This window comes from Nitrosomonas sp. Nm132 (assembly GCF_900100485.1).
Classification (GTDB): domain Bacteria; phylum Pseudomonadota; class Gammaproteobacteria; order Burkholderiales; family Nitrosomonadaceae; genus Nitrosomonas.
On sequence record NZ_FNDH01000033.1, the window covers coordinates 1 to 24,267 of the forward strand.

Below are 24,267 nucleotides of genomic sequence, written 5' to 3' on the forward strand. Positions count from 1 at the left end.
AACAGCGTTGCACAAAAATACCGCGGCCTGTGTCTGTCAGGTATCGCTGAACAACTTGAACAACTGCTCAGTCAGGCCCAAGCCAATGATATTTCCTATCTGCAATTTGCTGAAGCGCTCGTGGTGCATGAGCACAACCAGCGTAACAGCAAGCGCATTGAACAAAACAGAAAACGTGCCGCCTTTCCATTGCACAAAAGCCTGGAAGAATTTGACTACCGTTTCCAGACCACCATCAGCAAACGGGAAATCAACAGTCTGCTGGACTTCAGTTTTATCGACAACCGGGAGAATGTGGTTTTTATCGGCCCACCGGGTGTCGGCAAAACTCACTTGGCTATCGGGATTGGCTTGAAAGCCATCGATGCCGGTTATAAAGTCTGCTTCACCACCGCACAAAATACTTCGTATAAATCGATTCGACGCGGACTGGTCTTCTTGCGCGCACTTTCCAGCAGCGAGCGAATCTGCTCGAATTGTTCGCGACTGATATCGCTTGGATAACGTGTTCTCATCCTGCAAGTATCACACTTTTTCCGTCAAACCAAAAGACTTTGAACAGGCTCTTAGAAAATTAAGTAAAAAAGACAATCTGGGGGTACATTTTAAAACAAAAAACGATATGCTCCCAAATGTACCCCCCTATTTATATCGGATTCAAATGGATTCTGATGGACTGCCAAGGAGGATTAAACAAGAAAAAAGCCTTATCTGATAAGGCTTTTCGGGCTATTATAGGCTTCTTAGGATTAATATGTGGTAGGCGCGATTGGACTCGAACCAACGACCCCCACCATGTCAAGGTGATGCTCTAACCAACTGAGCTACGCGCCTACGAATGCAAGATTCTAACTGAAACACCGAATCGGTTCAAATATAAGTTAAAAATAATGGTTTTTTGGGAGTTTTGAAGCTTATAAATTATTCTGATCAGAGTGATCGACACGATCAGAAGCAAAATAACCAATATTTATTTGTCGATCAGAAATACTTTTAAAGGTAAAAAATGAGATCTCCTTTATATCTTTTTTTATAGTTCATAACTTTTTCCATCCATTAGAATTAGGTTAGATGAGAATTTGGCAAGAAGGGACTGCATGATGAGGGTGTAATCACTATCCTATCCTTCATCATTTTGCATATTTCTGATCTTGCGGTATATGATTTGTATTTTTCACTATTTAATCATTCAGGCTTTTTCATGTGGGATCAATTTTGAAAAACGCATTGCTGAATGAGTACGATATTTATTTTTCTGAATGTCTGAAACTGAATGAACTCTAATTATATTGCTCCCAAATGGCTATTAGGTGGTAATGCACAAACCATTTATCCTTATTTTCTCAATCCATCATCGCACGTAGCTTTTCGGCGTGAGCGCTGGGAGCTTGATGATGGTGATTTTGTCGATATCGATTGGCTCGAAGGTGCTTTGAATAAGCCGCTAGTGGTCATGTTTCATGGGCTTGAAGGCAACTCTCGCAGCCATTATGCGCTTAGTATGATGAATCAGTTACGGGAGCAGAATTGGCGTGGGGCGGTTATTCATTTTCGTGGCTGCTCTGGGCAACCTAATCGCTTGCCACGTGCTTACCATGCAGGTGATTCAATGGAGATAGATTGGATGCTGCGGCGGGTATTGCATCAATGTGAGTCGCAGAAATCAGGCATGCCATTTTACGTGATTGGCATTTCACTCGGAGGGAATGCTTTATTGAAATGGCTGGGCGAACAAGGTGGGCAAATAAACAAGTTGATTACAGCTGCTGTTGCAGTTTCCGCTCCGCTTGACTTAGCTGCTGCTGGAAAAGCGCTTGATTCAGGTTTTAACCAGTTCTATACCCGTCATTTCCTGAGTTCTTTAAAGCGTAAAGCATTAGAAAAACACAAGCGTTTTCCGGGTTTGCTCGATGCGAAGGCGGTTGCAGCTTCTGCCACACTATATGAATTTGATAACCATGTCACGGCGCCGTTACATGGTTTTCGTGACGCAGACGAGTATTGGAGCAAATCAAGCAGTAAGCCTTGGCTTCAACATATTCAGGTTCCTACCCTTGTTATTAATGCACGAAACGATCCATTCATGCCGGCTCATGTATTGCCAACTCAGGAAAAGGTATCGCCCATGGTAATATTGGAATTTCCTGAGCAAGGTGGGCATGTCGGATTCATGCAAGGAATCTTCCCTGGTCAGCTCAGGTGGCTTCCTCAACGGATCATTGAGTTTTTCAAACGGTATGAATATTTGTAACTATCCTCAAACGGATTTTTTCGAGTCAAGATAAGAATCTTGCCACAAAGGCTTTTTCGATACTCCCCTTTAGAGGGATTCTGACTCGATGGCCACTGCCAGGGGCGACGTGGATTGTCATGCCATCGAGATTTTGCATATGTTCTAGCTGAATTACCTGGTTGCCGGAAGGATGGATGATCTCCAAGCGATCTCCAATCTCGAAGCGATTCTTTACCATAATTTCAGCCATGCCGCTGATTTTATCGACGATCGTAACATCTCCCACATACTGGCTGCGATTTGATTCCGAATGGCCACGCAAGTAATTTTGTGTCTCATTACTATGGTGTCGCTGATAGAAGCCGTCCGTATAACCACGATTGGCAAGACCTTCCAATTGACCAAGTAGTACGGGATCAAAGGGGCGATTGGCTACCGCATCATCTATCGCTTTACGGTAAACTTGGGTAGTGCGCGCAACATAATAGGCTGATTTGGTTCGCCCTTCGATTTTCAGGGAATCTACTCCCATCTTGACGAGTCGTCCGATATGTTCTACTGCTCGCAGATCTTTAGAGTTCATGATATAGGTACCATGTTCATCTTCCATGATGGGCATCAGTTGACCTGGCCGTTCTCCTTCTTCAATCAGATAAACATGATCAGCAGCAGGATGCCGCCTGATCGCATCATTTGTGTCAGGTTGTTGCAATAATGCTTGGTTGAAGTCGAAGTCAATTTTCTGTACAGGCTGAATGTCACCCATTGCATTTTCCTCCGCTGACTTGACTTTATAATCCCATCGACAGGAATTGGTGCAGGTGCCTTGGTTTGGGTCGCGATGATTAAAATAGCCTGATAACAGGCATCGACCTGAGTAGGCGATGCATAATGCGCCGTGAACAAATACTTCGAGTTCCATATCTGGACAGAGTTGGCGAATTTCAGTAATTTCGTCCAGTGATAGTTCACGTGATAAAATGACGCGTGTTAATCCAATTTTCTGCCAGAATTTCACCGCAGCATAATTGACAGTATTGGCCTGAACGGAGAGATGAATAGGAATATCTGGCCATTTTTCTCTGACCAGCATGATGAGCCCAGGGTCTGCCATAATCAGCGCATCAGGTTTGAGTTCAATGATTGGCGCCATATCAGCCATATAGGTTTTTACCTTCGCGTTATGCGGCATGAGGTTGCTCGTGACAAAGAACTTTTTGTTTAGTGCATGCGCTTCTGTAATTCCGGCACATAATTGTTCCAAAGAAAATTCATTGTTGCGGGCACGCAGAGAGTAACGTGGTTGACCAGCGTAAACCGCGTCAGCACCATAAGCATAAGCAATACGCATTTTTTCTAATGAGCCGGCGGGGAGTAAAAGTTCAGGGATATTTAGCATAATGTAAAATGAGAGATAAATTTTTGATCGATGTGCAGAAGCACGCATACACGAGTAACGCCGATTAATAGCTGAATCATTTCCAAGCATAATCCTGGAAATGATTGAATAGCTAGCTTTATTGTAGCACCATGCCGACCGACCCTTCTTTTATCCACTTACGCCTGCATAGCGAGTATTCCATCATCGATAGTATCGTTCGTATCGATGAAGTCTTATCGAAAGCAGTGGCAGATAACATGCCAGCATTGGCATTGACAGATCTTACTAACCTCTTTGGATTGATCAAATTCTATCAAAGTGCTTGTAAAAAAGGTATCAAACCCATCATGGGGTGTGATACCTGGATCAGTAATGAAACAGATCGTGATAAGCCTACCCGTGTTTTATTGCTATGCCAATCCTATTCTGGTTACTTATTATTGTGCCGTTTGCTGTCGCGGGCTTATCGTGAGAATTTATACCGTGGCCGAGCTGAATTAAAAAAATCCTGGCTTCATGCTAATGAAGGTGGGACAGACGGGCTGATCCTGTTGTCAGGTGCTCATGATGGCGAGATGGGATGGCATCTATCACAAAATAATTTAATCGCTGCTGAAGCCTTGGCTCAGGAATGGGCAGATTTGTTCCCGGGGAGATTCTATATCGAGCTACAGCGAAGCGGATATGCGAACGAGGAAAACTGTGTACGCAATTCGCTGCAGTTGGCTTCTAAATTGCAATTACCTGTCGTGGCAACTCATGCAGTGCAATTTTTAGAACCCGAAGATTTTAAAGCTCATGAAGCCAGAGTATGTATTGCCGAGGGGTATGTGCTGGGTGATCGTCGGCGTCCTCGTCATTTTACCGAGCAGCAATATTTTAAAACACAAGCAGAAATGCAGGTGCTGTTTGCGGATATTCCATCTGCGCTTGCCAATAGTGTGGAAATTGCTAAACGTTGCACAGTCGTGTTTGAACTAGGCGTTAACCGCTTGCCACTTTTTCCAACACCAGGTGCAGTTAGTATCGAGCAATACTTACGTGAGCAAGCAGAATCGGGGTTAGCAAAGCGCATGCGTGTCCTGTTTCCGGATGCTGCGATCTATGCTTCCCAAATGCCGAAATATCAGGCCAGACTAAATTTTGAAGTCAATACCATTATTCAGATGGGGTTTGCGGGTTATTTTCTAATCGTTGCTGATTTTATTAACTGGGCCAAACAGAATGATGTGCCGGTGGGACCAGGGCGAGGGTCAGGCGCTGGTTCTCTGGTGGCTTATTCACTTGGGATTACTGATCTTGATCCAATGCGCTACGATTTGTTGTTCGAGCGCTTCCTGAATCCCGAACGGATATCGATGCCGGATTTTGATATCGATTTTTGCCAGGATAGACGTGAGTACGTCATTGAGTATGTGAAGCAGCGATATGGCGAAGAAAGTGTTTCACAAATTGTCACGTTTGGCACGATGGCGGCAAAAGCCGTTGTACGTGATGTTGGCCGTGTGCTGGATTTGCCTTATAACTTTGTCGATCAATTAGCCAAACTGGTGCCATTCGAGATTGGCATGACGCTGAAAAAGGCGCGCGCTATCGAACCTCAGCTGGAGCAGCGTGCACGAGAGGAAGAGGATGTGCGTAATTTGCTGGAGCTGGCGGAACATCTGGAAGGACTGACTCGTAACGTGGGGATGCATGCGGGAGGTGTGCTGATCGCCCCTGGTAAAATTACCGATTTTTGCCCGATATATTGTGCAGATTCGGGTGATTCAGTAGTCAGTCAATTTGATAAGGATGATGTCGAGAGAGTCGGCCTGGTTAAGTTTGATTTTCTTGGGCTGCGTACCCTGACTATTCTCGACAGGGCAGTCAGCGATATCCGGCAGCGATACCTTGAAAAGGGGGGGAAGAATGCTGGCCTCCAGGCTGAACAGCTGGCACCATCACTGAATCAACATTTTTCTCTGAATCATATTCCTCTAGAGGATGCCGCGACGTATGTGTTGATGAGAAAAGGCAATGCAGTCGGAATCTTTCAATTTGAATCACGTGGCATGAAGGATCTGCTCCAGAAAGCGAGACCTGATCGATTTGAAGATTTGATTGCCTTGGTAGCACTCTACCGGCCGGGCCCAATGGATTTGATTCCTGAATTTATTGAGCGTAAACACGGTAAACGTGTGGAATATCTGGATCCGCGACTTGAGCCTATTCTCGGGCCAACGTATGGCGTTATGATTTATCAGGAGCAAGTGATGCAAATTGCTCAGGTGATTGGCGGCTATAGCCTCGGTGGTGCTGATTTATTGCGGCGTGCGATGGGCAAAAAAAAGGTAGAGGAAATGGCGCAGCAACGCGACATTTTTGTGGCGGGTGCAATCAAGAATGGTTTGGGCGAACAGGATGCGATTACGCTCTTTGATTTGATGGAAAAATTTGCGGGCTACGGTTTTAACAAATCACATGCAGCGGCTTATGCTTTAATTGCCTTCCAGACAGCTTATCTTAAAACACACTATCCTGCAGAGTTTATGGCTGCATGTTTGTCGGCAGAAATGAATGATACTGATAAGATTAATGTGTTTTACGAAGATTGCCAGGCCAATCGACTGATGATTTTACCGCCGGATATCAATCTATCCGAATATCGTTTTGTCCCCATTGATGATCGAACCATTCGATATGGTTTGGGGGCCGTGAAGGGAACGGGCGAGGGAGCTATCTCGGCGATTATTGAAGCGCGTAATCAAGGTGGATCATTTACTGATTTATTTGATTTCTGTTGCCGGGTTGATCGGCGAGTGGTAAATCGCCGTGTTATGGAATCGCTCATTCGTGTCGGTGCATTTGATGGGAACGATCATAATCGTGCAGGATTACTAGCGTCAGTGGGTATTGCGATTGAATTTGCCGAGCAACGTAGTCTATCAATTCATCAGACCAGCCTATTTGGGGAGATTGAAAATAGCTTGCAACACCCAGCCTTAGTCAATGTCCCCCAATGGTCAGAAAAGGAAATGCTGCAGAATGAGAAGCTGGGGTTGGGGTTTTATTTCAGCGGACATCCTTTTTCGAGCTATGCAAAAGAGCTTGGCCAATTTGTGCGGACCCAGCTGGACCGGTTAAGTCCGCAACGTGATTATCAGTTGATTGCCGGTGTGATTCATTCTGTACGTACCCAGATGACGCGACGGGGGAAGATGGCGATCATTGTGCTGGATGATGGCCATGCCCGTGTGGAGATGGTGGTTTATAACGAATTATTTCGTATGCACAGTGACTGGCTAAAAGAAGATCAACTTCTGATTGCCGAGGTCACCATTAGCAACGCTATGGGAAACAATGGAGAGCTTCGCATTACTGCTGACAAGCTTTATAATCTTGCGATTGCCCGTTCGCGCTATGCAAAGAAAATAAAGCTCCTGATTAACGGAGCCATAGCATCCGATCTGGTCAATGTGGCGAGGCTCAAAGAGTTACTTACACCTTGCCGGCAAGATAGTCTATCCAAAAGTAAAGGTGCAGAAAGTCACCTTTATTCCTACTGTCCTGTGTCGATCATTTACCGAAATCAGTATGCAATCTGTGAGATAGAATTAGGTGATGCCTGGCATGTTCATCTAGATGACATGCTGATTGAATTGCTATCTACCTTCCTTCAAACAGAGAGTATTGAGATCATTTATTGAGTAGTCCTGCTCATCATCCCCCAAATAATGGACTGACCGGGTATTCCAGTGCTTCCTTGATCGCGACCAGCGAGAGGACAGCTTCGCGGCCATCGATGATGCGATGATCATAAGAGAGCGCCAGATAATTGATAGGGCGTATGACGATTTGACCATTCTCAACAACAGGGCGCTGCTTGGTCGCATGAATACCTAGAATCGCACTTTGCGGTGGATTAATGATAGGTGTGGAAAGCATCGATCCAAAGATACCTCCATTGGTAATGGAAAAGGTGCCGCCAGTCAATTCTTCGAGGGTCAATTTACCATTTTGCGCACGTTGGGCGAAATCAGCGATTTGCTTTTCTATTTCTGCCTGTGATAATTGATCAGCATTACGGATGATCGGAACGACCAGTCCACGCGGGCTTGCAACAGCGATACCGATGTCGTAATACCCATGATAAACGATTTCATTGCCATCTACCGAAGCATTGATAATGGGAAATTTTTTCAGTGCGGCAACAGCTGCCTTGACAAAGAACGAGGTGAAACCGAGTTTAACGCCATGTTCTTTTTCAAACGTATCTTTGTAGCGTACTCGTAAATCCATAATCGCTTGCATATTGACTTCATTGAAGGTCGTCAGAATGGCGGCCGTCGCCTGGGATTGAATCAATCGTTCAGCAATACGCATTCGTAGCCTGGTCATAGGCACGCGTTGCTCGGGTCGATTACCGGTAGCCGTCATAGCACGTGTCTCAGGCAGTTCGGTGTTTGCTTGAGAAGCGATAGCTTTGTTTTTGAGATAAGCCAGGATATCTTCCTTAATGATACGACCATCGCGTCCTGTGCCACTGATACCATTGATTTCATCCAGGCTGAGATTGTTCTCTTCAGCAACCTTCTTAGCTGCTGGCATCAGCCTGGATGTTACATGTTCAGTTTCTTTTACTATCGTCTCAGTGAAAGTGGGTTTTGTTTCAGAAATAGCGACAGCCTCGGAACGAACTTTAACATCATGCATTTCTGTCTCTATTTTAGCAATCACTTCGCCGCCCGCCACTGTGGCGCCATCACCTTTAATGATTTCGGCCAGGATGCCTCCTTTGGGAGCAGGTAGCTCAAGTACAACTTTGTCAGTTTCAATATCAACAAGATTTTCACCACGATTGACAAGCTCACCTTGTTGTTTGTGCCAGGAAACTAAAGTGGCTTCAGCAACTGATTCAGACAATTGAGGTACTTTGACTTCGATTAACATAATCGTTTCCTTTTTAAATTTTATCCCGGAATGCCGCTTCAATTAGTTCATTTTGCTGAAATCTATCCAATGCCAGATAACCTACTGAAGGTGAGGCTGATGATGGACGTAAAGCGTAGCCAAGAATCTGTTCGGGTCGTTTATGCCTGAGGATGTAGTGCTGAATACGGTGCCAAGCTCCCTGGTTGCCTGGTTCTTCCTGACACCAGATAATTTCCTTAGTATTGGGGTAACGATCTATTTCCGCCTGAAAGTTTTCGTGTGGAAAGGGATAGAGTTGCTCGAGCCGGATAATGGCCATGTCTGTAATGCCTTGCTTACGGCGATAGGCAGAGAGCTCATAATATATTTTTCCGCTACAGGTAATGATTCGTTTTATTTTATCAGTATCGAGATTCTCTACTTCAGGGATGACGGCTTGAAATTGACCATGAGCGAGATCTTCTAGTGACGATACTGATTCTTTATGCCTTAGCATGCTTTTGGGCATCATGATAATAAGCGGTTTGCGAATCGGACGAATCATCTGTCGCCGCAACAAATGAAAGATCTGTGCAGGCGTGGAGGGGATGCATACCTGAATATTATATTCCGCGCATAATTGCAAAAATCGCTCTAATCGAGCCGATGAATGCTCAGGTCCTTGCCCCTCATAGCCATGTGGAAGCATCATGACCAATCCGCATAAACGTCCCCATTTAGCCTCACCCGAGGTGATAAACTGGTCAATTACAACTTGCGCGCCATTAGCAAAGTCACCAAACTGTGCTTCCCAGATGACTAGTCTATTCGGTTGTGCCGTTGCATAGCCATACTCAAAACCTAACACTGCTTCTTCCGAGAGCATTGAATCGATAATGGTGAAGTCAGACTGCTTAGCTGCGATATAGCGGAGGGGCACATAGGTGCCATCTTCCCGTTGCTCCTGTAAGCGATTTTGGTCATGCAACACGGCATGACGATGAAAGAATGTGCCTCGTCCACTATCTTGTCCGGAAAAACGAATTGGATAGCCTTCTTTCAAAAGCGAGGCATAAGCTAGATTTTCAGCCATTCCCCAATCCAGTGGCAAGTTTCCTTTTCCCATTTCACGCCGATCGGCAATGATCTTTTCAACCCTCGGATGCAATTTAAAGGTTGCCGGAATATCAGTGAGCCGTTCCACCAAGTGCTTTAATTCATCAATGGGTATTTCTGTTTTTATCGGTTGATTCCATTTGCCGGGATTCAGGAAGGGCACCCAATTGACCGAGTGAGGCGATTTATAGTCGTAGAGGATGGTTTTATTGGGATTGTGACCCGCGTCCATTGCGTCATAATAGGCTTTGACCATAGCCTCTGTCTCAGTGACTTCGATAATGCCTGCTGCTTCCAGCTTATCCGCGTAAAACTTGCGTGTCCCCGGATGTTTATTAATGATCCGGTACATTGATGGCTGTGTGACCATCGGCTCGTCCTGCTCATTATGACCTTGCTTGCGAAAACAAACCAAATCAATCACGACATCCTTGTGAAACTGCATGCGAAAGTCCAAAGCAATTTCTGTCACCATGACCACAGCCTCAGGATCGTCACCATTGACATGGAAAATAGGGGCCTCGATCATTTTTGCCACATCGGTACAATAAAGCGTGGATCGGCTGTCACGGGGATCGGAGGTGGTAAAGCCGATCTGGTTGTTAATAATGATATGGACGGTTCCTCCTGTGCCATAACCGCGTGTTTGCGACAAATTTAATGTTTCCATCACCACCCCCTGCCCTGAAAAGGCTGCATCGCCATGTAACAGAATAGGAATGACTAACTCTCCATTTTTATCATGTAAACGATGTTGACGGGCAAGAACAGAGCCTTCTACTACAGGATTAACGATTTCAAGGTGGGATGGATTAAACGCGAGCGCAAGATATACGATCCCTCCCGGTGTCATGACAGCGGAGGAGAAACCCTGGTGATATTTGACATCGCCTGCAGTCAACGTTTGCACTTTTTTTCCCTCGAATTCCAGGAACAAATCTGAGGGCATTTTACCTAACGTGTTGACGAGTACATTAAGTCTGCCTCGATGTGCCATGCCAATGATGATCTCTTGCACGCCTATTTCTCCAGCGTGCTGCAGCAATTTATCCAATAAAGGAATCAAACTTTCATTTCCTTCGCCGGAAAAACGCTTTTGTCCGACATAGCGGGTATGGAGGTATTTTTCTAGACCTTCTGCGGCGGTAAGGCGCTCAAGGATATGCCGTTTGTAATCAGCAGTAAGGTTGGGTTGGGAGCGCGGACCCTCCAGGCGATTCTGTATCCAGCGTTTCTGCTTTAAATCAGTAAGGTACATATATTCTGCACCAATCGTGCCGCAGTATGTTTGCCGGAGTATCTGTAAAATTTCCTGCAATGAAGCGTGTTCTTGACCTACCAATGAACCCGTATTAAAGACTGTTTCCATATCGGCTTCAGTCAATTCATAAAAAGCTGGATCGAGCTCTGGAACATCGGATACTTGCTGATGGTTGAGCGGATCAAGATGGGCCAAACGTACACCGAGAAAGCGGTACATGTTGATAAGCTGCAAAACAGTTATTTGTTTGCGTTCCTTGGATTCATCTCGAATTGACGGAATAGCACTTTTTTGGAGCTGCGCTAGATTCTTCTCTGAAGAAGGAGATCGTGCAGTCTGCACGAATGATTCAATGATGGGGGTATGAGGGATATCTCGAGTAGTTATCGTCAGAGTCTGTTGCAGTGAATCAAAATAACTACGCCATTCTGCGGCTATCGAGTCCGGGTTCTTGAGATATTTTTCATAGAGATCTTCGATAAAAGGAGCATTAGCGCCAAATAGGGCTGAGTTCTCAAGGAGTTGTTTCATCATGACCGGACTCATTTGATTTAAAAAGATGACAACACATTAAAATAGAAAAAGTGCCTGTACAACACGATCCATTCTACTTGCTGATCGGCCTATATTCTAATGATATCAGCCCAATTTTATGATCCTTACATTTTTGTACATTAAATTTATTTCTGGGATTTAAAGTGATTTTACTATTTGTCAGTTTCTTTCGATGGTATGTTTCTCTGTGGAACTCCAATATAAAGCTGACGGGGACGTCCTATTTTTTGATCGGGATCAGCGATCATTTCATTCCATTGAGCAACCCAGCCAACTGTACGGGCCATCGCAAAAATTGCGGTAAACATAGAAGTCGGTATACCCAAAGCGTGCTGGATGATGCCGGAGTAAAAATCGACATTAGGATAAAGTTTTTTTGTGATGAAATAATCATCTTCCAATGCGATTCTCTCCAGCTCCAATGCAAGTTTGAAAAGGCGATCATTGTGTAGCCCCATTTCGTTCAACACTTCATGGCAGGTTTCACGCATAAGCTTTGCGCGTGGGTCAAAATTTTTGTATACCCGATGACCGAATCCCATCAACCGGAAAGGATCATTCTTGTCTTTCGCTCGTTTGATATATTCATTGATACGCGAAACATCGCCAATTTCTTCCAGCATATTAAGGCATGCTTCATTTGCGCCTCCGTGCGCAGGTCCCCATAAACAGGCGATACCAGCAGAAATACATGCAAACGGATTTGCACCACTGGAGCCTGCCAGACGTACAGTGGAGGTTGAGGCATTTTGCTCATGATCGGCATGAAGAATTAGAATACGATCTAATGCTTTTACGATAATCGGATTGGGAGCATAATTTTCGGCTGGGGTAGCAAACATCATGTGCAGGAAGTTTGCGGTATAGCTTAAATCGTTGCGTGGATAAATGAAGGGTTGTCCTATATTGTATTTATAGGTTATTGCTGCAATAGTGGGCAGTTTGGCGATCAAACGAAAGGCTGATTGTTCACGATGAACCGCATCTGAGATATCCATCGCTTCATGGTAGAAGGCTGACAAGGCACCCACTACTCCTACCATGACCGCCATAGGGTGAGCATCTCGCCGAAATCCCGTATAAAATTTGACCAGTTGTTCATGCAACATTGTATGATTTTTAATAGCATGAACAAATTGAGTTTTTTGCTCTTCGGAGGGTAATTCTCCATTAAGTAGCAAATAGCAGACTTCCATGAAGTCGCATTGCACTGCTAGCTGTTCAATAGGGTAGCCGCGATAGAGAAGAACCCCTTTATCACCATCAATAAATGTGATGGCGGATTTAGTACTTGCAGTGGAAACAAAACCAGGGTCATAGGTGAACATACCGCTCTTGGCATAGAGCATACGAATATCAATCGTATCCGGGCCCATATTTCCCGACACAATCGGGAGCTCAATCGATTCTCTATTCTTGCCAAGCAGCAGGGTTGCTGTACGTTGTTCAGACATATCTATCTCCATGGTTAGAGGATCTACACGTTTTTGTATATCAAGGAGCATTAGGTTGGTTTGCCTAACTTTGCTGAAGAAGCTTTAACAATGGCTTCAAGTTTTCGCTTGCTACTTCCTTTTTGGAGGAAATTATATCCCACAGATCATTATCAGGGAGTGACAGCAATGTTTCAAACGTTTTTAACTGCACTTCATCCAATTGCGCATAGTGTTTATCCAGAAAGCGCTGCAACAGGATGTCCAGTTCCAGCAAGCCACGCCGGCAACGCCAGCGGAGGCGTTCTTGCTGTTTCATACCGTTTTTTTCACCAACAAATTTTTTATTTTACTAATCGCGCTCATTGGATGTAATCCTTTCGGGCAAACATCCACACAGTTCATGATGGAGTGGCAGCGAAACAGTCGATAGGGATCTTCTAGATAATCCAGCCGTTCAGATGTAGCTTGATCGCGGCTATCGGCCAGAAAACGGTAAGCTTGCAGCAAGCCGGCAGGACCGACGTATTTGTCAGGATTCCACCAGAACGAGGGGCATGCTGTGGAGCAGCAGGCGCACAGGATACATTCATAAAGCCCATCCAGTTCGGCCCTTTCTTCGGGTGATTGCAATCGCTCGGTTTCTGGGGGAGGATCATTATTGATCAAATAAGGTTTGATCGAGTGATATTGTTTAAAAAATTGTGTCATATCCACGATCAAATCGCGAATGATCGGCAGTCCGGGTAGGGGACGGATTTCTATCGGTTCCTTCAGGCTGGCAATCGGTGTGATACAGGCCAATCCATTACGCCCATTGATGTTCATCGCGTCGGAACCACATACACCTTCCCGGCAGGAACGACGCAAACTAAGGCTGTCATCCTTGGATTTGATGTGGATCAAGGCGTCCAATAACATTTTATCGGTTGACTCTAGTTCAATATCGTAATCCTGCATGTATGGTTTGTCATCCTTATCAGGATCATAGCGGCTAATTGAGAATCGCATGATTAAAGCTCCTCTGTTTCTGAACAATTAATATCCGCCGATAAAGATAGCAGGTGCAGGGCGATGTTAATTACCGATACAGCTGAAAGGACTGATGTGGTTTAGGACGATACCTAATTATTAAATCTGTTCAATCTTTTGGGAGATGAATGTCTTGATTGCATCCACATTGTTATCCATCACCTCAAAGCGTTGAGGGAGGTCTTCCAGATTTTCAAAGCCTGCGGGCCGTGTGGGCTCAAATCCCACAGCTTCCTTGATACTTTCGGCAAATTTAGTGGGTAGCGCAGTTTCCAGGCAAATAAGCGGAACACCCGGCTCGCGATACTCAAGTCCAACTTTTACTCCATCTGCGGTATGAGTGTCAACCAGAACTTTGTATTCATGATAGAGTTTGTGGATCATATCAATACGTGCGGCATGATGACTGGTTCCGGAAACGAAGCCAAAATCTTTTGCTTTCACCCACAGAGCCGTTCCAAATAGATCGAAAGCATTTCCTTTATCAATAGATTGCCACAATTCCTTAATCCGCATAGCATTGCGCTCGGTCAGATCAAAGATAAATCTCTCAAAGTTTGACGCCTTGGAGATATCCATCGAGGGGCTGCTCGTGTGGTGTGTTTCAGAGGAGGTGCGTGGCCGATATAGACCCGTACGGAAAAATTCATCTAAAACGTCATTTTCGTTAGTAGCCAGAATCAGCTGCCTGATTGGCAGCCCCATCATGCGTGCTACGTGGCCAGCAAAAATGTTACCAAAATTTCCCGATGGCACAGAAAAGGATACTTGTTCATCATTTGATTGGGTAACTGCAAAATACCCTTTAAAATAATAAACAATCTGTGCGGCTATGCGCGCCCAGTTGATCGAATTGACCGTGCCGATATGGTATTTTTGTTTGAAAGCATGATCATTACTGACCGCTTTGACAATATCCTGGCAGTCATCAAAAACACCACGGATAGCGATATTGAAAATATTTTCATCTTGTAAGGAAAACATTTGCGCGGTCTGGAAGCGACTCATTTTGCCAAACGGTGAAAGCATGAATACGCGGACACCATGTTTGCCTCGCATGGCATACTCAGCGCTTGAGCCAGTATCACCGGAAGTTGCTCCGAGAATATTCAGCTCATTATTTGTCTTGGCTAACGTATATTCAAACAGATTTCCCAGTAATTGCATGGCGATATCCTTGAATGCCAAGGTTGGTCCATTAGACAGGCACAGAATGTGCAAACCGGGCTCAAGGGTTTTAACGGGAGTAATGTCTGCGCTGCCAAATGCTTCGGCTGTGTAAGTGCGCGCTATTAGGCTGCGCAAATCATTTGCAGGAATGTCATCCATGAAACGAGAGAGTATTTCAAATGCAAGCGCCTGATAATCAAGATGACGCCATGTTTCAAGCTCAGACGGACTAATTCTCGGGTAAACTTCTGGTATAGCGAGCCCCCCATCCGGCGCTAGGCCGCTAAGCAGTATTTCAGTAAAAGTTCTTGGCGACATACCGCCGCGAGTAGAGATGTAACGCATAGTATTTTGATCAAAGTAATGAGAGAGGAGGAGAAATAAGCTTTTACTCTAGATTGCTTTTGAAAAGAATTCGGCAGAATTTCAGTCAGTGCAAGCTCACTGAGTCAACTCAAATTTGCATTATCCTTTATTTGCTTAATTCTTCCAGACGGATACGAACTATCTTCCCTGCCATGACAGGTAGTTTCTCAATTTTATCTATTGCGGTGTTGATATTCTTTTCTATCGTTGTATGGGTCAGCATGATGATATTAACTTTATCTTCTTCCTCAGTATGCTCTTTCTGCACCATGGCATTGATGGAAATCCCTGAATCAGCCAGGATGCGTGTGATATCAGCAAGAACACCAGGTTTATCCATGACCTGTAAGCGAAGATAGTATGCTGTTTCGACATCTTCCATCGGTACGATCGGTATATCTGACAGTAAATCCGACGGAAATGCGAGGTAGGGTACGCGATGTTCAGGATCGGCAGTGAGCAGACGTGCCACATCGATCATGTCAGCAATGACCGAACTGGCCGTTGGCTCTGCTCCCGCGCCTGCACCGTAGTAAAGCGTCGGGCCAACGGCATCGCCTTTGACCACTATCGCGTTCATCACGCCTTCCACATTGGCAATCAACCTTTTAACGGGAATAAGTGTAGGGTGCACACGTAATTCGATACCCTTCGCAACGCGCTTGGTAATACCGAGAAGCTTGATGCGATAACCCAGTTCCTCAGCGTAGCGGATATCATCATTACTGAGTTGGGTAATACCTTCAATATAGGCTTTATCGAACCTGACTGGGATGCCAAAAGCGATAGCTGCCATAATGGTTATTTTATGGGCAGCATCGATTCCTTCGATATCGTAGGTAGGATCTGCTTCAGCGTAGCCGAGTTCTTGCGCGTGGGCCAATACCGTATCGAATGCGAGTCCTTTTTCGCGCATCTCCGACAAAATAAAATTACTGGTGCCATTGATGATGCCCGCAATCCATTCTATGCGATTGGCAGTCAATCCCTCTCGCAATGCCTTGATGATGGGAATCCCTCCTGCAACGGCAGCCTCAAAAGCAACAATCACTCCTTTTTGCTGGGCGGCTGCAAAAATCTCACTGCCATGTGACGCCAACAGGGCTTTATTGGCCGTAATCACATGTTTGCCGTTGGCAATTGCCTGGAGTATCAGCTCTTTAGCAACAGTCAGTCCACCAATCAATTCGATTACAATATCAATGTCGGGATGTGAGACAACTTCAAATGCATCAGCAGTCACCGTGATGCTGTCATTGGTCAAACGACGTGCTTTTTCGATATCGCGGTCAGCGATGATGCGGATCACGATGTTGCGGCCGATACGACGAGCAATTTCTTCCTGGTTGCGCTTCAAAACTGTATAGGTACCACCACCAACAGTACCGATTCCTAATAAACCAACGTTAATGGGCTTCATGTTGTAATCTTTAAAATAAATAAAAAACGTTACAAAATAAATAAATTTATGGGTTTTCCATCGTTTCTGGGCTATGGATAGTCAATGCCATCTGCTATGGCATTACACTGAGTATGTGCCATGACGTTTACGATAGCGATCCAAGTAACGAGCGATGCGACTGATTGCTTCAGTTAGATCATCGCTGTTGGGTAAAAATACCACACGAAAATGATCGGGATAGGGCCAATTGAAACCGGTTCCCTGCACTACCAGCACTTTCTCTTCCAGCAGCAGATCGAGCGCGAATTGCTCATCATCCTGGATAGGATAAAACTTCGGATCCAGGTGTGGAAATAGATACAATGCTGATTGAGGCCGATAGCAGGTAACGCCTGGAATATCGGTCAACAACTTCCAGGCAAGATCGCGCTGCCGCTTGAGTCGCCCGGTCGGCATCGTCAGATCGAATATACTCTGATAACCTCCTAATGCAGTTTGGATACCGAATTGTGCGGGTACATTGGCGCACAAACGCATCGAAGCGAGCATGTTTAAACCCGCGATATAATCATGCGCACGCTGCTTATTACCTGATACTACTGCCCAACCCGAACGGAAACCAGCCGCCCGGTAATTCTTTGACAAACCATTGAAAGTCACAAATAAAACATCATCAGCCAGTGAGGCCGCTGAAGTGTGCGTTGCCTGATCGTAAAGTATTTTGTCGTAGATCTCATCCGCATAAACGATTAGGTGATGCTGGCGGGCAATTTCTATGATTTCAAGCAATAAACCAACTGGATACAGCGCACCTGTTGGATTATTGGGATTGATGATGACGATGGCGCGTGTTCTGGGTGTGATTTTAGCACGAATATCCTCCAGATCCGGTAACCAGTCAGATTGTTCGTCGCAAATATAATGGCGTGCGACCCCGCCCGCTAACGACACGGCTGCTGTCCACAAGGGATAATCGGGCGCGGGTATGAGCACCTCATCGTTGTTTTCCAGGAGCGCCTGCATGGCAAGCATGATCAACTCCGAAACGCCATTGCCAATATAAATATCATCCATTTGCACATTAGGAATACGTTTTTCCTGTGTGTAATGCATAATGGCCTTGCGTGCAGCAAATAGACCTTTTGAATCACAATAGCCAGAAGCAGCGGATAGATTCCGGATCACGTCCTGTAAAATTTCCTCGGGTGCCTCAAAACCGAATGAAGCGGGGTTGCCGATATTGAGTTTGATGATGTGGTGACCTTCCTCTTCCATTTGTCTGGCACGATCGAGAACAGGGCCTCGAATGTCATAACAGACGTTAGCAAGCTTGCTGGATTTTGTGATGGGTTGCATGATGAATATGAAAAACTACCGTGTAATGAATAGATAATTAAAAAATAAAGGGAATGCAATGTTACCCGACCCATGTTTTTTTGCAAAAAAGTAAAACAAAAAACAGTTTAAATAATCTTATTTATAAATATTTGCTGCGCAACCTGTTCTATAACGCGATAAACTGAAAAGTTATTCTTTAATATATTCTATATGTAAAGAATGGGGGAGTATTGATGAATATGCAGGAGGTTTTACATTGAAGTTGCATCTTTCCGGGCATGATGGGTTAAATGTTTTTTCAGGTTATGGAGAAGGCTATGTGGCGATTAATCAAGTGCGCTATGAGCGTAATTTGATCGTCTTACCAGACCATATCATCGAAAACTGGCAAGTCGAAAGTGTAGCGCAGTTGAAAGCAGCCCATTTTGATTGCTTGCTTTCTTTTCAACCAGAAATCGTTCTACTCGGAACGGGCGCAACGCTACGCTTTCCTGATCTGCAATTGATGAAGGCGATGGTTGCTTCAGGAATCGGATTGGAAGTGATGGATACGCATGCAACCTGCCGAACCTACAATATTTTGTCAGCAGAAGGCCGGCGTGTTGCCGCAGCTTTGATCATCTGATTCTATTATTTTGAGTGGATGGATATACGCAAGCTATCTTGTTTACGCATAATTCTCAGCCAAAAAGGAAAGTCTTAAAACGAGACAGGGGCGAGTTTTCCGTTTTATTGCTTGCTGACCTTAATATCTCATCCGATGATACCTGCTTGGTTTGAATTAAAGAAAGATCAGCCTTGAAGCTACTAACTTCACCATTATGAATAGCATAAAATTCTCCAGTCGTCTGATTGGGAAGTTTATTAGTAATGTCGTTTTTCACTTCGCTGAGCAAAGGGCGTAATTTATCAAGAGCCGTGTTTTGCGTGACCCGTCCAATAAACCAGGAAGAAATCTGATCGCGGGATTTATAATCCAGATCTCCTGGGCTTTGAGTGGCAAGCATAAGTCCTAAACCTGCCGAGCGTGCTCGTCTGAGTAAGTTTTCCAGCGGGTCTTTGGTAGCCGGTTTGGATTGGGCTGGAAGATAAAGATCAGCCTCGTCGAATAGGATGACTGCCTGGAGTTTGTCGCTGGGGGATTTTTTTGCATAACGGTTGATTTCTAGCAAAAATTGTGCGACCCAAAATAATATATTTTCATCATTGCCGAGAAAAGCCGTGTTGATAATGCTTAGACGGGTTTTACCTGTGTATGTGTCAGGCGAAAGCCCGAGCAAACTTTGTGCGGTCAGAGATTCTCCATATTGGGAAAACAGATTGCCATTTGTCAAACTTAATGTTTGCAGATTTTCGACCAGTTTCTTGAATAATTTTGAGTCAAGCTTACCAATTGCGTTGAGTAATAGCGAATCTTCGCTATCAATGAAATTCATCAACGAATCGAGTGATAAAGCTTGGTCAGGCTGCAATTCGCTCAAAAGCGCAATTGCTTGTCCAAGGATAGCAGTACGGGATTTATCTTGCCCTGAATCTCTGTAGCCCATGATTTTGCCCAGTGCAAAGGCAGCATGATTGGCTAATTGCTGGCGTTCTCCACTGGGAAGTTGCCCCAGTCCATTGGGTGCGATAGGAATATTCAAAGCGCGCCCCTGACCTTCTATCGTGCCAGGCGTATAGATGACGATTTCAGTTTTGGCATGGAGCTTATCACGCATCTTGGCGCGTTCAGAGTCTGCTATTGGAGTCTGCCACGCCGCTTCCTGGGCGTAATTGCATAAATCGCCTTTCCTATCCAATAAAATTGCAGGTATGCCTTGTAACAATAATTGCTCAATGATATTCAGGGCCAATGTGGTTTTCCCGCTGCCGGGGCTGCCAAGAAAAGCCGCATGACGAACCAATTCAGCACGATTGATTTCGTAGGGGCGTGGCTGATATCCTTGCGTGAAGCCAATTCGTAGGAGTGATGGGTCAGTTGGATGAATTACCGGCAGCACTGGATCAGGGAGCGGAGGAGGATCAGAATTCTCTATATTTAAGATCTGTTGCAACGAAGGTAGACTGAGCAATGGCTGCTCAGCTCGCAACCATTCCAAAAATTTTGGGTGGTTTTCGTATTCCAGGCGAAATGATGTCATGGCGACCATGGTGCGCCAGTCGGAATCAAAAACCACAATCTTTTTCCCGCCGACAGCTATGAATTCTCCCAATCGTTTAGCAATCTGTGTTTGTGGATTGGAGGGAAATTCTGTTGAGCGAAGGGCGATTGGTTTGCGTACGCCTGCTTGCGCTTGCAATTGGTCAATTTGTTTGGCTAATGAGCCTCCTTGCGATGATTTCTGGCATAACCCAATAGTCAGTTGTTGGCTGGTATTTCCCGTGGCGTCCTGAATGCCGATATCCAGAAATCCTTGACGCCATAAGCACTGAAATTGGTGTGAGTAGTTCAGTTCTTTTGTGCAATGTTCAATAGAGCTTGCAAGTAATTGCAGTAACTCAAACTCGTTTTCTGGAACGGAATGTGATCTATTCAGGTGATTGTTCCAAAGAGCATCAATTACCGGTTCTTCAATTGGTTCAATACCGGTAGGTTCGGTGTCATTAGGAAGCCTGGGGTACTGCCTTATTATCATTGATTGTTCACGTTGTTCGCGACACCAATCCAGAACTTTACGGCTATTCATACCTGCCAATTTTTCTGGAGTTTCTGGTGGAAATGGGCATATTGGATCATTTTTGTCGAATTCAATTCCTTCATTGTTGAATAGATCCTGTAAACGAATTTCTATTATTGCTTGTACTTCCTCCTGATTACATTGGGTAATAAGAGTGGATGGGCGAGGATCACTTCTAATTCGATCTAACTGAGAAGTCTGCAGAGTATTTTTAAATGTTTCATAAAAATCTACCAGGCAAGCAACTACGCCGATAAAATTTGGAATTTTATCGGCTAGCTTAATCAATGTGTCTATTGCAAGAGGAAATTTAACCTTAGCGTCTTCTGCTAACTGGATACGTTCAAGCTCATCAAGACAAATGATAAAGGCTCCTGAATTAGTGGCTAGCATTAACTTGGCTAGTGCTTCCAGCATGTTCAATGGATTATCTTGAGATGAGAGGCCACCCAGTACTTTACTATCATATTCAACGAGGTGTTCACAGCGGAGATATTTGAAAACTCTAGCATGAATGGCTGCATTATCACATTGTAAGTAAAGTAATGCTCGGATCAAATCGAGATCTTGTCCGCAAAATTGATTAATAATGATATCTGCAATTTCTGAAATCAAAATTGCTAGATTTTCTTGACTCAGCTCGCTATTGCGTAAGTGTTGAATTTTATTTTTAGGAATAGCATCTTGCTCGATCAACGCATTGGATAGACGCAAAAATCCATTCAAATCTCCATTTAACTGGTAATAAGGCTTATCCAAAGAGTCAACAGCTTGATGAAGGGCATAGTGCTCATATTTGGATATGTTGGGATTCGCTTGCATGTAAACAAAATAACCTAACCCGTGCTCATGAGTATGATTACGAAATGCACGCATCAAATGTGTCTTGCCTGCTCCCGATTCACCTAGCAATAGCAGAATTCTGCCTGAGTCAGATTTTGTCTGAGAATGCACTCGATTTAACAAATGCTCAAAGCATTCCCGGCTTTCCCGATGTATTATTTTCACATCGTATAAATCTGGCCGCCATATCTGATTATGGTGAGTGATAGAGTGAAATAAATCTAACTTAATAGGCGAGCAAAAAATATCAAATCGCTTATCTTTTAGCTTCTCAGACATTATTTGACTCCAATCGTATAAAATGAAATGTTGCTGTCAAATAGTGAGTTTCTGAAGCGGTCACATCTTCTTGGTTCATAGCTTGAGCTAGATCAGCACGACTTAAATTAATTAGCCCTTTGTTATTAGCTAGTGTGAGTAGTTGCTTAAATTTATTGAAATCCAGTCCAGATTGCTTACTATCGATACCCATTTGCTTCCAAACGTGAGAGATGAATATTTTATTTTTACCGAATCTACCAGTCTGGCAGCGGTTTGCCGATTCCATTATTTGTGTGGCAAATGCTTCTAGATCAGCTGGTTGTTTGAGGGTAGATAGAGAAGATTCAGTAGTAGCTGCTTTGAAAATAGCCAGCCGTATTTCTTCGGGATCTGTGCGTCGGGCATGAGTTGCTTTCGCGACAAGCTGCCTGAGTGCAGATTCCCACGATAGTTCTCGTGTTGAGTCTAGCAAGGTATTCAGCAGCAATGTCATGAGGTTATTTTGAGTGAACGGTTGGGGATCTGAAGTAGATAACCGATTTCTCAGGATTACGGAAACTTGAGGGTCAGTTAATTGTTGCCAGAGCAGATAATCTCGTGCCTCAACCAGAGTTGGGTAGGGTCCTATCGGTAGTTGGTAAACTTGAGCCAGTACCTGAGCTCGAAGTCCGTTCGCGCTGGATATACGATGACGGTCGCGATCATTTGAAGGCGCTGGTAGTCCGAGTGCAAGGGGAAGCAAATAACAGTTTTTCAGGGCTGCCCAGTAGATCATGTTAGAGGAAGGAAGTATTCCCAGAATCTGTAAAGCCGATTTCATGCCTAATGTGGTGATGCAATACCGAGCCTGATTCATTTTTTGTGACAAATTTTGCTCAACTAGCCGTGTTAGTTGATTTGACCATTTATCTATGGAAGGAGGACTGGCAAACAACGGATTGAGTGATTTTCGTAATTCGCTGGTAGCGAGTCCTTTATCAGGTGATGTGGCTAAGCGAATTAATATCAGCTCTTGTAGTTGTATTGGCTTTACAAAATTCATTTTAGTTATCCTTGAATTTGTCTTCTTTTCGACCGGACCGTAGGGTAAACCGTATCGTGTTGAGAATTTCTTCTAGTCTAGTGACCACATCTTCCGCCAAAAAACGAAGCACCAGAATTCCTTGTATTTGCAACGCAAGATCTTTGCGGCGGTCTCTGCGCCATGTCTCCAGTTCCTGAAAATGATAATAACCATCGATTTCTATAGCGATCCGTTCTTTATGTGCGTATAAATCGATTTCCATAGCTTGATTGCCAAATGTAAACGGCATTTTGGTATTAAGCTTGAAGATACCATGGGTATCCGGCACCAGTTCCAGTACATTAAACAGAAACAGTTCGGCTTGGCTCCGGGCATTTGAACAATCAATGGGCGCTTCAGAGGGTACTCGAAGCAGCGATTTAGCTTCATTAATTAATTGCGTCGATGCGTGATACTGTTGCAGAAAACAGGTTGTTTCAGGTGGGAGATTGATTTTTAGACTGTCTTGCTGATTTATAGCAATCAGACCTGTGTGCAGCATCGTTTTGATTCTAGACTCGGCTGTACTCGAAAAATAGTGCGCCAAGGTATCAGGTGGAACTGATAGGGCAACTGGAAGTTTCGGCAGGGACTCAATAAGCTGAATTATGGAGCGAATTGAAGAAGAGTTGAGATGATTACAGTTAGTGATTTCAATCAGCAGTGCAGGAAGAATTTCGAGGGGAAAGAATTCTGTAAATACTGCCAGGTCATTTTGACTATCTTGTCCATTTTGCACATTTAAGATTTTCACTAGTTCCGGGACAAAAAGAGGGGTGATTTCCTGTTCTCGTGCAATCAGCTCAATAAACCAGTGCAATAGAACGTCACCAGCCGTGGAAAGATTTATAGGTAAATTTCGTTGAAATATATCTAGTTCATAACGAGTTTTTCCAATCAAACGGTGAAGAATATGCTCTGTTGTACATTTATTGATTACTGCTAGATATTCTAAAAAATGCCTCCGTAATGTTTGTTTTGCAAGCAGCGCTTCTAGCCAACATGTGGATAATGATTGAGATGTATCAGGTGACCAAGTTGTTGTTGTTAGCGTATGGTTTGTTATCCACTGTTGCCATATTTTTCGGATATTGTCAGGATATCCACTTATAGTAGAAAGTGTTGGAGTGCCTTGTTTGCGCCATTGCTGATGTATATCGAGCTGGTAAGGAACAAATGTTGCTCGTTCTGGTTGAGCATTATTAAGATTGAAAGCCATTTATTTACCCGTTTCGTGGCATT

General features: G+C 44.4%; 15 protein-coding genes, 1 tRNA gene and 2 pseudogenes. 4 read left to right on the top strand and 14 right to left on the bottom strand.

Going from position 1 to position 24,267, the window contains the following annotated elements; translation table 11 throughout:
- Positions 1 to 63: 63 nt before the first annotated feature.
- Positions 64 to 342: pseudogene (locus tag BLP80_RS10945) on the top strand (ATP-binding protein); the annotation flags it as partial.
- Positions 343 to 386: 44 nt separating this feature from the next.
- On the opposite strand, the pseudogene BLP80_RS16325 reads toward BLP80_RS10945, so the two are convergent.
- Both BLP80_RS16325 and BLP80_RS10950 read right to left on the bottom strand, forming a co-directional pair.
- Positions 387 to 515, bottom strand: a pseudogene (locus tag BLP80_RS16325) (IS5/IS1182 family transposase); the annotation flags it as partial.
- 242 nt (positions 516 to 757) lie between these two features.
- Positions 758 to 834 (bottom strand) — tRNA-Val (locus BLP80_RS10950).
- 439 nt (positions 835 to 1,273) lie between these two features.
- Here BLP80_RS10950 and BLP80_RS10955 point away from each other — a divergent pair.
- On the top strand, positions 1,274 to 2,251 hold the full coding sequence (locus tag BLP80_RS10955) for a hydrolase (RefSeq protein ID WP_090543185.1): 978 nt from the start codon (positions 1,274 to 1,276) through the stop codon (positions 2,249 to 2,251).
- A 25-nt stretch (positions 2,252 to 2,276) separates the two neighbouring features.
- Here the strand turns inward: BLP80_RS10955 and yegQ are convergent, their stop codons facing one another.
- The gene (gene yegQ / locus BLP80_RS10960) at positions 2,277 to 3,632 is read right to left on the bottom strand and encodes a prephenate-dependent tRNA uridine(34) hydroxylase TrhP (RefSeq protein ID WP_090543223.1); all 1,356 of its coding nucleotides are present in this window, start codon (positions 3,630 to 3,632) and stop codon (positions 2,277 to 2,279) included.
- Positions 3,633 to 3,763: 131 nt separating this feature from the next.
- On the opposite strand from yegQ, the gene dnaE reads away from it, so the two are divergent.
- Positions 3,764 to 7,303, top strand: coding sequence for a DNA polymerase III subunit alpha (gene dnaE / locus BLP80_RS10965; protein ID WP_090543187.1), 3,540 nt, complete (start codon positions 3,764 to 3,766; stop codon positions 7,301 to 7,303).
- Between the two features lie 13 nt (positions 7,304 to 7,316).
- Here the strand turns inward: dnaE and odhB are convergent, their stop codons facing one another.
- From odhB to BLP80_RS11005, 8 genes are all read right to left on the bottom strand, one after another.
- The gene (gene odhB, locus BLP80_RS10970; RefSeq protein WP_090543189.1) at positions 7,317 to 8,546 is read right to left on the bottom strand and encodes a 2-oxoglutarate dehydrogenase complex dihydrolipoyllysine-residue succinyltransferase; all 1,230 of its coding nucleotides are present in this window, start codon (positions 8,544 to 8,546) and stop codon (positions 7,317 to 7,319) included.
- Positions 8,547 to 8,559: 13 nt separating this feature from the next.
- Positions 8,560 to 11,418: a 2-oxoglutarate dehydrogenase E1 component gene (locus BLP80_RS10975; protein WP_090543191.1), complete on the bottom strand. Its 2,859-nt coding sequence runs from the start codon at positions 11,416 to 11,418 to the stop codon at positions 8,560 to 8,562.
- A 173-nt stretch (positions 11,419 to 11,591) separates the two neighbouring features.
- Entirely contained in the window at positions 11,592 to 12,893 is a 1,302-nt protein-coding gene (gene gltA, locus BLP80_RS10980) for a citrate synthase (RefSeq protein ID WP_090543193.1), read from the bottom strand.
- A 64-nt stretch (positions 12,894 to 12,957) separates the two neighbouring features.
- Entirely contained in the window at positions 12,958 to 13,191 is a 234-nt protein-coding gene (locus BLP80_RS10985; protein ID WP_090543195.1) for an FAD assembly factor SdhE, read from the bottom strand.
- Positions 13,188 to 13,883, bottom strand: coding sequence for a succinate dehydrogenase iron-sulfur subunit (locus BLP80_RS10990; protein ID WP_090543197.1), 696 nt, complete (start codon positions 13,881 to 13,883; stop codon positions 13,188 to 13,190). The genes BLP80_RS10985 and BLP80_RS10990 overlap by 4 nt, the downstream gene beginning before the upstream one ends.
- 120 nt (positions 13,884 to 14,003) lie before the next feature.
- On the bottom strand, positions 14,004 to 15,419 hold the full coding sequence (gene thrC / locus BLP80_RS10995) for a threonine synthase (RefSeq protein WP_090543199.1): 1,416 nt from the start codon (positions 15,417 to 15,419) through the stop codon (positions 14,004 to 14,006).
- Positions 15,420 to 15,546: 127 nt separating this feature from the next.
- The gene (locus BLP80_RS11000; RefSeq protein ID WP_090543201.1) at positions 15,547 to 16,860 is read right to left on the bottom strand and encodes a homoserine dehydrogenase; all 1,314 of its coding nucleotides are present in this window, start codon (positions 16,858 to 16,860) and stop codon (positions 15,547 to 15,549) included.
- A 102-nt stretch (positions 16,861 to 16,962) separates the two neighbouring features.
- Positions 16,963 to 18,198, bottom strand: coding sequence for a pyridoxal phosphate-dependent aminotransferase (locus BLP80_RS11005; protein ID WP_090543203.1), 1,236 nt, complete (start codon positions 18,196 to 18,198; stop codon positions 16,963 to 16,965).
- A gap of 238 nt (positions 18,199 to 18,436) precedes the next feature.
- Between BLP80_RS11005 and BLP80_RS11010 the strand changes: the two genes are divergently transcribed.
- Positions 18,437 to 18,805, top strand: coding sequence for an Mth938-like domain-containing protein (locus BLP80_RS11010; RefSeq protein ID WP_090543205.1), 369 nt, complete (start codon positions 18,437 to 18,439; stop codon positions 18,803 to 18,805).
- Positions 18,806 to 18,860: 55 nt separating this feature from the next.
- Here the strand turns inward: BLP80_RS11010 and BLP80_RS11015 are convergent, their stop codons facing one another.
- The 3 genes from BLP80_RS11015 to BLP80_RS11025 are packed head-to-tail and all read right to left on the bottom strand — an operon-like array spanning position 18,861 to position 24,244.
- Positions 18,861 to 21,980: an AAA family ATPase gene (locus BLP80_RS11015; protein ID WP_090543207.1), complete on the bottom strand. Its 3,120-nt coding sequence runs from the start codon at positions 21,978 to 21,980 to the stop codon at positions 18,861 to 18,863.
- Positions 21,973 to 23,004, bottom strand: coding sequence for a hypothetical protein (locus BLP80_RS11020; RefSeq protein WP_090543209.1), 1,032 nt, complete (start codon positions 23,002 to 23,004; stop codon positions 21,973 to 21,975). The genes BLP80_RS11015 and BLP80_RS11020 overlap by 8 nt, the downstream gene beginning before the upstream one ends.
- Position 23,005: 1 nt before the next feature.
- Positions 23,006 to 24,244, bottom strand: a complete 1,239-nt coding sequence (locus BLP80_RS11025) for an endonuclease domain-containing protein (RefSeq protein ID WP_090543211.1) — start codon at positions 24,242 to 24,244, stop codon at positions 23,006 to 23,008.
- Between the last annotated feature and the right edge of the window lie 23 nt (positions 24,245 to 24,267).